The sequence below is a fragment of the Fictibacillus phosphorivorans genome (genome assembly GCF_007673525.1).
GTDB lineage: Bacteria > Bacillota > Bacilli > Bacillales > Fictibacillaceae > Fictibacillus > Fictibacillus phosphorivorans_C.
In genome coordinates this window covers 3061957-3075890 of the sequence record NZ_VDZU01000001.1, presented here as the reverse complement: position 1 = coordinate 3075890, position 13934 = coordinate 3061957, and the positions used below count along the sequence as shown (strand labels likewise).

12 protein-coding genes are annotated in these 13934 nt (G+C 38.6%); 4 read left to right on the top strand and 8 right to left on the bottom strand.

Features of this window, described 5'->3' with window-relative positions; all coding sequences use genetic code 11:
- Positions 1-53: 53 nt before the first annotated feature.
- On the bottom strand, positions 54-1304 hold the full coding sequence (locus tag FS458_RS15420; protein WP_144702159.1) for a sugar ABC transporter substrate-binding protein: 1251 nt from the start codon (positions 1302-1304) through the stop codon (positions 54-56).
- A gap of 381 nt (positions 1305-1685) precedes the next feature.
- Here FS458_RS15420 and FS458_RS15415 point away from each other — a divergent pair, with 381 nt between their 5' ends.
- Together FS458_RS15415 and FS458_RS15410 are read left to right on the top strand one after the other, a co-directional pair.
- Positions 1686-5030: a GH36-type glycosyl hydrolase domain-containing protein gene (locus FS458_RS15415; RefSeq protein WP_144702155.1), complete on the top strand. Its 3345-nt coding sequence runs from the start codon at positions 1686-1688 to the stop codon at positions 5028-5030.
- A 55-nt stretch (positions 5031-5085) separates the two neighbouring features.
- On the top strand, positions 5086-6054 hold the full coding sequence (locus FS458_RS15410; protein ID WP_144702152.1) for a LacI family DNA-binding transcriptional regulator: 969 nt from the start codon (positions 5086-5088) through the stop codon (positions 6052-6054).
- Positions 6055-6097: 43 nt separating this feature from the next.
- Here FS458_RS15410 and FS458_RS15405 read toward each other — a convergent pair whose 3' ends face one another.
- Complete coding sequence (locus tag FS458_RS15405; RefSeq protein WP_144702149.1) at positions 6098-6874, bottom strand: TerC family protein; 777 nt, start codon at positions 6872-6874, stop codon at positions 6098-6100.
- 368 nt (positions 6875-7242) lie between these two features.
- On the opposite strand from FS458_RS15405, the gene FS458_RS15400 reads away from it, so the two are divergent.
- Positions 7243-7815 (top strand): nucleotidyltransferase family protein, encoded by a 573-nt coding sequence (locus FS458_RS15400; RefSeq protein WP_144702146.1) that lies wholly within the window; start codon positions 7243-7245, stop codon positions 7813-7815.
- A 22-nt stretch (positions 7816-7837) separates the two neighbouring features.
- Here the strand turns inward: FS458_RS15400 and FS458_RS15395 are convergent, their stop codons facing one another.
- From FS458_RS15395 to FS458_RS15375, 5 genes are read right to left on the bottom strand one after another with little or no spacing between them, the layout of a single operon-like run.
- Positions 7838-8428 (bottom strand): hypothetical protein, encoded by a 591-nt coding sequence (locus tag FS458_RS15395; protein ID WP_144702143.1) that lies wholly within the window; start codon positions 8426-8428, stop codon positions 7838-7840.
- Positions 8429-8445: 17 nt separating this feature from the next.
- Positions 8446-8910 carry a hypothetical protein gene (locus tag FS458_RS15390; protein WP_144702140.1) on the bottom strand — a complete coding sequence of 155 codons (465 nt, stop codon included), beginning with the start codon at positions 8908-8910 and terminating at the stop codon, positions 8446-8448.
- Between the two features lie 2 nt (positions 8911-8912).
- Positions 8913-9302, bottom strand: coding sequence for a VOC family protein (locus FS458_RS15385; RefSeq protein WP_144702137.1), 390 nt, complete (start codon positions 9300-9302; stop codon positions 8913-8915).
- Between the two features lie 13 nt (positions 9303-9315).
- Complete coding sequence (locus tag FS458_RS15380; protein ID WP_144702134.1) at positions 9316-9741, bottom strand: hypothetical protein; 426 nt, start codon at positions 9739-9741, stop codon at positions 9316-9318.
- Positions 9742-9746: 5 nt separating this feature from the next.
- A complete protein-coding gene (locus FS458_RS15375; RefSeq protein ID WP_144702131.1) occupies positions 9747-10553 on the bottom strand; it encodes a phosphotransferase family protein in 807 nt (268 codons plus the stop codon).
- 336 nt (positions 10554-10889) lie between these two features.
- Here FS458_RS15375 and FS458_RS15370 point away from each other — a divergent pair, with 336 nt between their 5' ends.
- On the top strand, positions 10890-12491 hold the full coding sequence (locus tag FS458_RS15370; protein WP_144702128.1) for an MDR family MFS transporter: 1602 nt from the start codon (positions 10890-10892) through the stop codon (positions 12489-12491).
- Positions 12492-12548: 57 nt separating this feature from the next.
- Here FS458_RS15370 and FS458_RS15365 read toward each other — a convergent pair whose 3' ends face one another.
- Positions 12549-13829, bottom strand: a complete 1281-nt coding sequence (locus tag FS458_RS15365; protein ID WP_144702126.1) for a serine dehydratase subunit alpha family protein — start codon at positions 13827-13829, stop codon at positions 12549-12551.
- Positions 13830-13934: the final 105 nt, after the last annotated feature.

Genomic DNA, 13934 nt, shown 5'->3' with positions numbered 1-13934 from the left:
TAAAAAGGTAACGAGCAGGATAACCTGCTCGTTATACCCCGGATCAACAGGATTTATTTCTTTAAGATCTCTTCCGCTTTTTTGTCGAAGTTATCCAATTCCTTCTGAACATCTGCTCCGCCTCTGTAAATCTTCTCAAAGCTCTTTAAATAAGATTGAGCGATTTCTTCCCATTGCTTAATAACAGGCATCGGTTGTGAAGCTTCCATCTGTTCACCGAACGCTTTATAAAATTCATTTCCAGTAAGAGACTCGTCTTCCCATGCTTTTTGTGTTGCTGGAAGGGAATTTGTCATCTCCATCCATTTTAATTGTGTTTCAGGTTTACTCATATATGCTGCGAATTTTAATGCTTCTTTTTCATGCTTCGTGTATTCGAATACAGAAAGGTTAGATCCACCAAGTGCAGAGATGTTGTTTTCTTTTGCTGGAAGAACAGCCGTACCCCATTTACCTTTAAGCTCAGGAGCTTGGTCGTTGATCAATTTAATCATCCAAGGACCACTGATGAACATTGGCAGGATCCCGTCTCCACGGAAACCTTGGACGATGTCCATTCCTAGTTCTTCTTTTGGAGCTGCTCCACTTTCATAGAAGCTGTTCAAGTACTCAACCGCTTCAACGAATTTAGGATCATTGAATTTAGGATCATTGTTTGACCCTAATAGTTCAGCGCCGTTTTGGCGTGCGAACATGAATGACAAGCTTTGTTCTTTAGCATCGATCGAAATTCCATATTTGCCTTTTCCGCGGTCAGCTAGCTTATCAGCGGCTTCCTTCAACTCGTCCCACGTTTTTGGAGCTTCTTTAAATCCAGCTTTCTCGAGCAAATCTGTACGATAGTAGAGCAAACGAGTATCAACGTACCAAGGTACACCAACCATTTTGTCATCAAACTTAGTCGTTTCAACAGAACCTTCAAAGAAATGTTTTGGATCTAGTTCCGGGTAATCTTTAACATGAGGTGTTAAATCTTTTAATGCTCCAGCTGATGCAAATTCCGGAATCCAAGTTGTACCCATCTGAACAACATCTGGACCTTTTTTCGATGCAACTGCTGTTAATAGCTTATCGTGTGCTTGATCCCAAGGAAGGGCTTGTACTTTAACATCAATCTTTGGATTTTCTTTTTCAAATTCTTCAGCAATCTTAGGAAGTGACTTTGCTTCTTCACCCATTCCCCAAACCGTAATTGTTGTTTTTCCGTCTTCTGAACCTGAAGAGCAGCCAGCTAAGACGCCGGATAGTACAAGTGCACCAACCATTGACGTAACCATCGATTTTTTAAACCAACGTTTTTTCATGTGAGTTCCCCCTATAATTTGCCTGTGAAAGCAATCAATTTTTATTATTCCCGAATTTTCTTTGAGATTATTGTTGAAACGTTTCGATAAGCACATTATAATTCAAGTTGTAATCGTTTACAACATGGAATTTTCAAAAAGAGGTTTCCTTCCATAAATTGTTGGAAACATAAGGTTTCATATACTATTTTCCTTGTTACAAAAGGAAATGAAGAAGATAACAGTATGAAACTCAAAAACCTAGAAACTCTCTTGAATTTAATTGAAACGTTTCGATAAAATGCTTTCATTTATGTTAAAAGAGATGAAAACTTCATGTTTATATCAACAGAATTTACCTTATTACAAAATAGACATAATAAAAGAATTGAGGGATAGACAATGACAACATTAACGAAAGGGAACATCACGATTAAAGCTGGTGACTTTGCATTTGCGTTCTTAAGTACTGGTGATATCTACAAAGCTTCCCACCATGATACGATGATCAATCAATGGATGAGTAATCCAATCGATGGTTCTTTGAACAATCTTTATTTACGTGTGTTCAACAGTGAGGGTATCCATGTAACTCCGCTTCTGGGTAGTAAATCTAACGGCACCGTTTCGTATAATGAGAATCAAGTTTATTGGAAAGGTACGTTTCAAGACATCTCTTATATAGTCACTTTTTCATTAAAAGAAAGTGGTATATGGTTTTGGGATGTTGAACTCGAAGGAAAGGCTGAGAAGGCTGATATTATTTATGGGCAAGACGTGGGACTTGCTCATATCGGAGCTGTTCGAACAAATGAAGCATTCATCGCGCAGTATGTAGACCATGGTGTGTTTGAAGATGAGAAGCTAGGTTATGTGATCTGTTCACGTCAAAATCAGCCTAATGGAGAAGCCTTTCCTTACCTACAACAAGGATCGTTAACGAAATCTGTTGGTTATATAACTGATGGTTTTCAGTTCTTCGGTACTTCATATAAAGAAACAGATGTACCACAAGCACTTTATAACGAGAACTTAGCGAGTGAAGTGTATCAATACGAATTCGCTTATATTGCACTTCAATCAGAGCAATTTGCACTTAATGGTAAACATCACATCAATTTTTATGGATGTTTTAAAGAGGATCATCAGGATGCTGTTACGTCTATTGAATATAAGGATGAGATTGAATTAGCTTGGAATGAAGTTCAAACTCAGAGAATTGAAGATACGATTGCGCTTGAAAAAGTTAATCGTAATGACCAGTTTGACGGAACATTAAAAACAGTTGATCTTCAAATGGAAGAAGTGGAAGCTCTTTTCCCGGAGCGTATTTTAGAAGAGTATGAAGGAGATACGCTTCTATCCTTTTTTACACCGACCTATGAACATATCGTTTTAAAAGAAAAAGAAAGAATCGTAGAGCGACCTCATGGACATATTCTCGTTACGGGAGATAACGTGTCATTAAAAGAGGACACGATCACGACTACTTCTTATATGTATGGAATCTTTAATTCACAATTAGTAGTAGGAAACACTTCTTTTCATAAGATGATGACGAATGCACGTAATGCGTTGAATGTTATGAAAACATCGGGTCAACGAATCTATGTTGAGTCAGATGGAAAGTTGAAACTATTAACGATGCCTTCGTTGTTCGAGATGGGCTTTAACTATACGCGCTGGTTCTATAAGACGGAAGATGAGACGTTCATCATCACAAACTATACAACAGTCGATACCCCGGAAGTTGAGCTGCATGTTAAGGCTATGAGCGGAAAGGCTTACCGATTCGTTGTGACGAACCAAGTATCCTTGAATAATCAAGAATATGAAGTGCCATTTAAGATGGAAAAAGAAGATGGAGTTCTTTCGTTCTTCGCGGATGCTGCTTCAGACAGTGCGAAAACGTATGAAAATTTAAGTTATAGAATGAAGATTACGGGAACCGAGTGGAGCGTAACAGACGAGACAATTTTTGGTGAAAATATGGATAGTGGTTCTGCTTCTCTTGTGGTTTGCGATCTTGAACCAACAAATGAGTGGGGCATCTCTCATCAAGGATTGATCGAAGGGAAGAAGATTCCGTTTACAAGTAAGACGATTGAAACGGAAATTGAGCGTTACCGTACATTTATACAAAACACGAACCGAGGATTCCGTTTGACGAAGGATGGAGTCGAGACACACGAGCTTCAGAAGATGAACACGTTAGCACATTGGTATACACATAACATGCTTATTCACTATTCTGTTCCTCATGGTCTCGAGCAATATGGTGGAGCAGCGTGGGGTACTCGAGATGTTTGCCAAGGACCTGCTGAATACTTCTTAGCAACTCAGCATTATGGTGCAGTAAAAGACATCTTGCTTACTGTATATTCTCATCAGTTTGACGAGACGGGTAACTGGCCACAATGGTTCATGTTTGATCAATACTTCAAAATCCAGCAAGATGATTCACATGGAGATATTATCGTATGGCCACTGAAGTTAGTGACTGATTACCTAGCAGCTACGAATGATTTTGATATTTTACGTGAGGAAGTTCCTTACACGTCTAACCGGGATTTTAACTTTACTGAGAAAAAGGAAACATTATTAAAGCATATCCAAAAACAGATCGGTTACATGAGAGAGAACTTTTTGCATGATACACACCTTTCCTCATATGGAGACGGTGATTGGGATGATACGCTTCAACCTGCAAATCCACAGCTTAAGAAATACATGGTAAGTTCATGGACGGTTGCGTTAACCTATCAAGTCATGACTCAGTTCTCCCAGCAATTACAGCATGTGGACGAAGAAGAAGCTGCAAAACTGAGCGAGCTCGCTAAAAACATTAAGGCAGACTATCAAGAACATATGTTAGGCACAGATGTAATCCCAGGATTTGTTTACATGGAGGATCCAAAATCACCAAAACTGATGCTTCATCCTAGTGATAACACGACAGGTATCAACTATCGTTTATTACCGATGACGCGGAGTATGATTGCAGAATTGTTAACACCTGAACAAGCAAAACAGCACCTTGATCTGATCATGGATAAGTTTTATTGCCCAGATGGCGTAAGATTGATGGACAAACCTGCTCATTACAAAGGCGGTGTGAGTACGCATTTCAAACGTGCTGAACAAGCATCAAACTTTGGACGTGAAATCGGACTTCAATATGTTCATGCTCATATTCGTTTTGTTGAAGCGATGGCGAAGCTAGGTAAAAAAGAAGAAGTGTGGAGCGGATTAGAGAAGATCAATCCAGTTATGATTCAAGAAAAAGTTCCAAATGCAGAGCGACGTCAGAGTAATGCTTATTTCTCAAGTTCTGATGGTGATTTTAAAACTCGCTATGAAGCACAAGAACGTTTTGGTGAACTAAAAGATGGAAAAGCCAAAGTTAAAGGTGGATGGAGAATCTATTCTTCTGGACCTGGAATCTACATGAACCAGTTGATCTCAAATTGTTTAGGTATTCGCCCACAAGGGGAGAACTTAATCATTGATCCAATATTAACAGAAGAAATGAATGGCCTTGAATTGCAGTATATGATCGATGGAATACCTGTCAAAATGGTATTCCGAGACCGCGGTGAAGAAACGAATCGACTCATCGTTAATGGCCAAGAAGTACAGAGTAATACGTATCAGAACATCTATCGAGATGGTGGCGTGAGCGTGAATCGCTCTGAATTTGTAAATAAATTGTCAGCAGACGTGAATACCGTAGAGATTTATTCATAACCATTCGTTATAATAAAGGAAACGTTTGCAACATGAGAGATAGGAGAGAAGTTCGTTGGTAAGTATTAAAGACATTGCAAAACAAGCAGGTGTTTCCATTTCCACGGTCTCCTATGCCTTGAACGGAAGTCCGAAAGTTACGAAGGAAACATCAGCACGAATATTGGCGATCGCTAAAGAACTCAATTATATCCCAAGCGCAGCTGCTCGATCACTGAAAAAACGAGAAACAAAAATCATTGGAATCTATTTAACGAACTATAGTGGTGCTTTTTATGGTCAGCTTCTGCAGGGGATGATGGAGACATTAAGCGAGAACGGCTATGAGCTTATCGTCTGCAGCGGGAAAGAATCACATCGCTTTCTTCCTGAGCGCATGATCGATGGTGCGATCATTCTAGATGCAACATATGAAACGAAAGAATTGTTAAGTCACGCGGAACGAGGACATAAGCTGGTCGTGATGGATCGAAGAATGGACCATCCGAACATCTCTCAAGTACTGCTTGATAATAAAGCTGGGGCTACACTCGCGATCGATTATTTAGCTGAAAAAGGTCATCGAAAGATCTGTGTTGTTAAAGGTCCCGATATCTCTTTTGATGCGAGGCAGCGGTTAGAAGCTGTACAGAAAGCGGTACAACGCTATTCGCATATTGAGTACATCGAAATCGATGGTGATTTTAACAAGCATTCAGGTGAAGAAGCAGGTAAGAAAATTCATCAAGACTTTACAGAGCCTGTAGGTGTGTTTTGTTTGAATGATGAGATGGCGATCGGTATGTATAATTATTTCAGCAGAACGAATCTTCGTATTGGTGAAGATGTTCATATAATCGGTTTTGATAATATTGAAGTGTCTCAATATATTCAACCGAGACTTGCGACGATCAACTATTCGAAGCATAAATGGGGCGCATTAGCTTCAGAACTGCTGCTGAATTTAATACAAAAGAAGCAAAGTCCTGAACATGAGAGAATCAACGTAAGCCTGATCGAAGGGGATTCCGTACGAAAACGATAAACAAGGAAGAGGAGCTACGATAAGCTCCTCTTTTTGTATTCAATTATTCAGCTTGTGATTGTGGTGATTTTTCTTTAGAGAGAAACCAACCGCCAACAGCGATCAAGATGAGAACAACATAAAACGTGATTTTCCACTCTGGTGACTTTGCGAAACCTTCAGAAAGGATTGCTAAGTCAGGGTGTGCGAGTGTATATACGGCCAACTTAACCCCAACCCAACCTACGATGAGAAAGGCTGCAATTTCAAGGCCTGGTTTTGATTGTAAGAGCTTAACAAAAAAGTTAGCGGCAAAACGCATGATGATGAGGCCGATCAACCCACCGGCAAAGATCACTAAGAACTTTCCACCATCCAGACCGCCGATGTTCGGAAGACCTGAATCGGGAAGTGCCACCGCTAATGCAACAGCTGCTAGGATTGAATCCACAGCAAACGCGATATCAGCTAGTTCAACTTTTAATACTGTAGTCCAAAAACCAGCTTTCTTCTTTTCAGATTTAGACTTTTCCGTAGAATCATCTGCTTTTTTAACCACAACTTTTCTGAAGATATGGTTAAGTGCGATGAACAGAAGATATACAGCTCCGATAGCTTGAACCTGCCATACGTTGACTAAGAATGAAATGGCAAACAGTGATGCGAAACGGAAGAAGAACGCACCTACTAAACCGTAAAACAACGCTTTTTTCCTTTGTTCTTCTGGTAAGTGTTTTACCATAATGGCTAAGACCAGTGCATTGTCTGCCGCTAATAAGCCTTCTAATGCGATTAGCACTAACAAGATCCAACCATATTCTAACAAGATAGATAGTTCCATTTTGGTTCCTCCTTTAAAATGATAGATGCATGAATGAAGCGAGAACGATTTACATGAAGCGACCTCCTGATAACAAATAAAAAAGACCTCTACCAATAGCAGGTAAAGGTCTAACAAATAAAAAGACCCTTACCAACCGAACGGTAAAGGTCTTGCTAACAACAATGAAGTTGCCAATATAGCCGAGAGCACGAAGCTCCGAAATGACGACTATATTGTAAAAGCTACTCCCCTTTAGGAGTTATGAAGTTACTATTATCTTATTACGGTTGCTTTAAAGTTGTCAATTCTTTTATGTTTGGAAAAGTGTAGAGATAACAGACATGACTTATTGTAGTATCTTTAAAATATATACAGGAAAAGAGTGGATGAAAAAGGTGGATCAACATCAATACATAATAAATTTGATTAAAAATGATGACTGGATGATGCGGGTTTTACGTGCTGCCAAAATATTAGAATTACCAGATTGGTGGATATGTGCAGGGTTTGTTCGATCTAAAGTTTGGGATACCCTTCATGGCTTTCAAGAAAGAACGGGACTGGCTGATATCGATGTTGTTTATTTCAATCCTGAAGACCTCAAAAAAGAGAGTGAAAAAAAGTATGAGGAAATGCTTTTAGGACTCATCCCAAATTTGCCGTGGTCTGTAAAAAATGAAGCGAGAATGCATCTCGTCAACGATGATTTTGAACCGTACACTTCAACGGTAGATGCGATCTCTAAATTTCCTGAAACGGTAACTGCTCTTGGTGTTAGGCTTAATGAACAAGGCGAAGTCATTCTTACTGCTCCATGCGGAATAGAAGATGTACTAAGCATGGAGGTAAGACCAACGGATAGTTACAGAAGAACAGAAGACAGAAAAAACAAGTATAAAGAGCGCGTGAAGAAAAAGAATTGGGAAGCCGTTTGGTACAAAGTTAGAGTGGTAGAATAACAAGAAGCTTGGGCGCTATTGCTCAAGCTTCTTGTTTTGACCTTAGATATTCCTTATAGAAAGTAGCTAGCAATTTGAAATTTGAGATGAAATGACCATGAAGATTCCGCAGTTGCAGATCGATCGTACTTCGTGAATGAAGACTCGAATGGTGTTTCAGTTCATCAATTTCTTTTTCAAGACTTAATGTTTCCGTTAATAAACTGTGCAAATAAACCTTAGTACTTTCTGAATATTCCTCTTGAAACGCGAGGTTGATGAGTATATCTTTTGCTTCATTAACTTCAAATTCCATATCAGTTAACGATTTTCGTGTAATGGTTATAGAATCTTTGTCCACCAACCAAGGAAGTTCATACATTTGTAATAGATATTCAATATCATTCGTGGTCAAGTCTTTAATCAATTCTTCTTCTCTTTGTTGTTTGAGACGAGGTTCATACTCCAATTTGAATGCTTTTAATTCCGATCTATAATCATTAATGAGTACTTGATCCCCATCATAGGAAATTGATTTATAAATATTAAGTGGTGAATAAGGAAATACCCAATTTATCAATAAGAATAAGAGGACAAATCCAAGAAAAATCTTCAGTGCACCTTTTTTCTTCATCCCCACTTTCCTCTCTATCAAACAGTACTTTTACTTCTGTATCTTCTTGCGTCAGATGGACCTGAAGGCTTTTTAGGCTCTTTCGGATCGCGTTTTTTTCTTGGTCGGAATAAAGCATAACTCAAACAAAAACCGATCGAACAAGTGATTCCATAGCCGAATACAGCAAACGTGTTCAGTCCTTCAAACTTAGCCCAGTAGAAAATGGTGAAGCGGTATATCAAAAGAAATACAATACTTAATGCTACATATAAAAGAAGATGGAACCTAAATTTCAACCTCATTTTATCTTTAGAAGATTCAATAATAAATGCAATTGGCAATGTGCAGAAAAGAAAAAAGGGTAGAGCTGTAACAATCCCAAAGAATAGACCGAATAACACACCTTGTAGATCAAGCTTAAATGGATTTCCGCCTGGAATAGCAAAAAAGAACACTGCTCCACAAAGTACCGATATTACGGATGAAATGATGACTCTCATAACTATCTCCTAACTACCTGTCGAAGCTTTTCGTTCATGGCTTCTGAATCTTTATATTCGAACAATCCTAAGGAGTTTCCCCAAGGATCGGAAAACGTAGCCCATCTAACAGGAACTTCGACACGTTCAAAAATTTCAAAGTCTTCCACTTGTAAAACGTCCATCAATCGTTTTTTCTCATCATCGAGATCGACCACACCTAGGCGAAGAGGTCCGTTGCCAACAGCTGGGTCACCCTCAGCGACTTGCAGCCAACAGTTAGGAAGTAACTCCCATTCTGCGAATCCTTCATGTGGAGTGAAGTCAGGCTGACGATTCAACAGAGTTTCATAATACCTTTGACCATCTTCCATATTCGATACACGAACTTGAACTGTCATTTCATATATCATATGTAATTCTCCTTTACTTCATTTTGTTATCTATTAAAAACGTTCTTAACGAGTCAGAGGTTTCATAACAGATTTTTTTATTTTTCGTACAAATGATTTCTTTTTTAGAATCATAAAGAAGTGTTGCTTTCATTTGCTCTCTACTGTATTCTTTAGACTCTTTTGATGTTTTTATGTTCAAAGAATAATCTGGATTGAGAAGATGTATCTTGACCCTTTTCATTGAACCGAGGGAGTTTGAAAAAAGTTCAGGATTCAATACCGTTAAAGTTTCATTTTTCTTAAGGTCCTTGACAATTACATGGTCAATTAAACCAAATCTTGTTTTAAAGGCTTGATTAATCTGAACCTCAACATGTGAACGTAATGGCGAAGAATCAACACAACCACTAAGAAACAAAATAAATAACATACATAGTAGTAAGTATATAGCTTTCATGGAAACTAAGATCCTTTACTTCTTTTGCTGATAAATGATAACAATAACTTTTTTTCGATGTCAGAAAGGTTTTCACTTAAACGAGCTGCAGCTATCGGAATCATCCAGCGATTTAAAGCTTTAGAAGAGAACTGGTAATGTCTAGTATAACTTTTTCTATAATACATAGCTAAAAATTTTCGGACATATAAAATAGTTATAAAATTTAGAAAAGATGTGCGGTCTTTTAACCCGCCGTAACGCAAGATGAGGAGGGTACGAGCTAAGTCTGCCATAGGATTGCCACTTGTAGCATCACACCAATCTATAATTACAGCTTCGTCTTTTGTAATTAAGATATTATCAGGATGAAAATCACCATGACATATACATTTACCAAAGGGGAGTTCTTTTAATTCTTTGATAATTCTTTTCTTGTCGTTCTCATTCAATTCTTTTACTGACATAATCTTTTGTTTTAAAACTTCAAATTGAGAGGGAAGAGTAGATAATTTCTTATCGTGAACACTTACTTGAAGAGCAGCCATCCTTTTTAAATGATGAAGTGTTTTTTTAGGTTGAGAACTTAATAGGCTCGTTAGCGTGGTTCCCTCGACCCTTCTATATATCAAGGCTCTTTTCCCAGAAATCGGTTTACTCCATCTTACTTCGGGAACTGAAAGCCCTGATTGAAGAATGATTTTATTGATCGTATACTCATGCTCAATAAAATCACCAGATACGTGATCATGGAAAAGCTTTACAACTTCGGTTGGAGAAAAAATCATGACTTGCGCGGTACTTCCTTCACCAATTATTTGCTTGTGCTCCAAATTATTTAACTCCTCTGCTGAAAATCTTTATATGGATAATTTTAACACATTAAAAAGAGATAAAATGTACGAATATTTTGTTTGACTGACTGGTCATAACCCGAGTATACTAACTATTGTTAATTATGACTATGTGGTCATATGATATGAGTTATAAGAGTATCTATAACTTGTAAGAAACTGAAGCACGCTGCCTTCCCTTAAAAAGGAGTCTTTGGAGTAGAAGTACGGGCAATACTTAATTATGTGAAGCATTTAGTTGATGAAGGAAAAGGACCAATTTAAAAGCTTGGGCGAGTGAAGACTTACGTCCAGCTTATAAGGAGAAAGATGAACATGGAAACAACACAAAAGCCATTAAATACAAAATTGATATTGGCTGGTTTGATTATTGGCATGTTTTTTAGTGCCTTGGAACAAACCATTGTTGGTACTGCAATGCCAACAATTATTGCTGATCTAAACGGGTTTTCTATCTTTGCTTGGGTAACCACAGCCTATTTGATCACATCAACTACTGTAGTACCAATCGTAGGTAAACTTTCTGATCTTTACGGACGAAGAAAACTATATTTATTAGGGAATTTAATATTTATAGTAGGTTCTGCACTATGTGGAACAGCAAACTCTATGGAAGAACTCATCATTTATCGTGGGTTACAGGGAATCGGTGGAGGAATGATCATGCCTCTATCCCAAACGATCATCGGTGATATCTTTACAGCTGAACAACGTGCAAAATGGCAAGGTGTATTTGGTGCGATCTATGGATTAAGTTCAGTGATCGGTCCTTTTATTGGGGGGGTCATGGTTGATCATATTAGCTGGCACTGGATTTTCTTGATTAATGTACCATTTGGAATCATTTCTACAGCAATGATCGTGATGGGTATGAAGAATGAATCGATCAGGGCAGCGACAGGTAAAGTAAATATCGATTACTTCGGTATTTTCACACTGATACCAGCCGTTGTATTGCTTTTATTAGGACTTACATTTGGTGGAGATAAGTTTGAATGGCTATCTTCCACAAGCTATTTACTGTTTGGTGGGGTAATCGTTCTGTTAGCATTATTTATCACGATTGAAAAACGTGCTGTAGAACCTATCTTAAATCTGTCACTCTTTAAGAATAGAGTGTTTGCAACTACGAATATTTTAGGGTTTTTGCTTGGTTTAGGAATGTTTGGAGCCATTATGTTCGTTCCGATGTACATGCAAGGAATTTTAGGTGTGAGTCCGACAAAAGCAGGATCGACGATGACTCCTATGATGATTGCGCTCATCACTGCAAGCATTATTGGTGGCCGTTTGTTATTAAAGCTTACATTCAGAACAGTACTAACATCTGGCATGGTGATCACAGCAATTGGGTTCCTTTTAATGAGTACGATGGATGTAGATTCCAATGAATTTACGGCATATGCTTACATGGTTATTCTCGGTTTTGGTATGGGTCTAGTTATGCCAACGCTGATGATTGCTGTACAAAACGAGTTCCCAAAATCTCAGCTCGGAGAAGTAACATCTGCTTCTACTTTCTTTCGTTCGATTGGAGGAACCATTGGAATTACGATCTTAAATGCAGTCATGAACCATTCACTTACAGATAAGATAAGTGAAGCAGCAAGTGGCGCTTCAAACCCGGTTCTTGGAAAAGCGCTACAAGAGATAGGGAAGAAAACAGATGCCATGTTTGGTATCTTGATCAATCCAGATTTGCTGCCACTTCCGACTGAGTTAAAAACACCTGTCATTGAAACGATTAAAGACGTTTGGTCAACTTCCTTCTCTAGCGTATTCTTAACAGGACTTATCTTTATCGGAATTGGAATTTTTGTTGCTTTATCGGTAGGGAACAGTCGTATCAAGAAAGAACCAGTCGACCAAAACACGGATCGTAAGGAAATTTCATCAAATCAGGCAGTTACAGAATAAATAACAAAGAGCTGATCTAAGATCAGCTCTTTTCATTATCATTCCAATCATTTCTACTTACCGTTGCTTATTCACCATCATATCTAAAAGTACAGAATCGGTTGTACTTGATGTTTCAGCACCTAATCTGCAGAAATTCTCTATCGTCTTTTCAACATCTTCTTCAATAAAACCGTTTGTAGAGGGGATACACAATCCGTTCGATGCTAAAACAGCCGATTGAACAGCGGCACTTGAACATGTTGCAACTTTCATAGCGCATCCGGCTTTTGCTCCGTCACAAACCATTCCACTAACATTGCCTAATGTATTCTGTATAGCAGCTTTCATCTTATCTAAGTTGTCATCCAGCAAGTAGGTGATCGCAGCAGATGCACTAGCACCGGCGACAGTCACACCACATAGTGCAGACAAACGGCCGAATTTTGATTTCATATGAATCGAAAGAAGGTGACTCAATGTTACAGCTCGTAACATCTTTTCGTCTGTTACACCTAATTTTTCTGCAGCAGCCACAACAGGCATCGTTACAGCGATTCCTTGATTCCCACTGCCGGAATTCGCCATTACCGGCATTGTAGAACCAGCCATTCGTGCGTCAGACCCTGCAGCAGATAGCGCCATACTATACGTAGCTAAATCATCTGAAAGAATGCCCTTTTTTGTTTGGTCATACAACGTTTTACCCACTCGTAAACCATAATCATTCGAAAGACCTTCTTTGCAGATCGCAGAATTCAACTCGACACTTCGTTTAACAAGATTCAATCGATGAAGTGGAACTTCGGTAATGAACGTATAAAGGTCTTCAATGGTTAACTCAGTATTTTCAGTTTTATTAGAGTTAGAGGATGAATCAGGTCTTGATTCATCTACTAACACTCTTCCGTTTTGAGAGATAAAGCTTATGTTCGTATGGTCTCCCGAGATCACAACGATCGCTTCCTCTGATGAAGTTTTTACTCCGACTTCTATGAATAACTTTTCAGGACCATCTGCGGTTGCAACCGAAACCATTCCGCTTTGAACGAAACGAACCGCTATTTCTTCCTCATTAACCGTAACGCCTTCTAGTACTTGAAGACCTTTTTCAGGATCTCCTGCAATCATACCGAGAGCGGCTGTAAAATCGATACCTGTATGATTCATGCCGGGAATCCCTACAGATAAAGCGTTCTTGATAACATTGCCGCTCGCTTTAACAGAGATCGACGTTACCGGTTCGCTTATATATTTTTTGGCAGTAGCAGAAGCGAGAGCAATCGCAACAGGTTCAGTGCACCCGAGTGCCACAACGAGTTCTTTTTCAAGAAGTCTACAAATGTTTTCGTTGATCATAGGTTTAACCTCTTCCCTTAAAGTTTCTCTTCCTTAACAATAACGGTTAATTTAAACAAAAAGAAGAGGAAAGTCTTATCAATTATTAAAGCGTTCATTAAAAAG

What these genes read in the sequence shown, in the direction of transcription:
- FS458_RS15420 (WP_144702159.1), bottom strand. Translation starts at nt 1,304, where the DNA reads ATGAAAAAACGTTGGTTTAAAAAATCGATGGTTACGTCAATGGTTGGT.
- FS458_RS15415 (WP_144702155.1), top strand. Translation starts at nt 1,686, where the DNA reads ATGACAACATTAACGAAAGGGAACATCACGATTAAAGCTGGTGACTTT.
- FS458_RS15405 (WP_144702149.1), bottom strand. Translation starts at nt 6,874, where the DNA reads ATGGAACTATCTATCTTGTTAGAATATGGTTGGATCTTGTTAGTGCTA.
- FS458_RS15400 (WP_144702146.1), top strand. Translation starts at nt 7,243, where the DNA reads ATGAAAAAGGTGGATCAACATCAATACATAATAAATTTGATTAAAAAT.
- FS458_RS15395 (WP_144702143.1), bottom strand. Translation starts at nt 8,428, where the DNA reads ATGAAGAAAAAAGGTGCACTGAAGATTTTTCTTGGATTTGTCCTCTTA.
- FS458_RS15390 (WP_144702140.1), bottom strand. Translation starts at nt 8,910, where the DNA reads ATGAGAGTCATCATTTCATCCGTAATATCGGTACTTTGTGGAGCAGTG.
- FS458_RS15385 (WP_144702137.1), bottom strand. Translation starts at nt 9,302, where the DNA reads ATGATATATGAAATGACAGTTCAAGTTCGTGTATCGAATATGGAAGAT.
- FS458_RS15380 (WP_144702134.1), bottom strand. Translation starts at nt 9,741, where the DNA reads ATGAAAGCTATATACTTACTACTATGTATGTTATTTATTTTGTTTCTT.
- FS458_RS15370 (WP_144702128.1), top strand. Translation starts at nt 10,890, where the DNA reads ATGGAAACAACACAAAAGCCATTAAATACAAAATTGATATTGGCTGGT.
- FS458_RS15365 (WP_144702126.1), bottom strand. Translation starts at nt 13,829, where the DNA reads ATGATCAACGAAAACATTTGTAGACTTCTTGAAAAAGAACTCGTTGTG.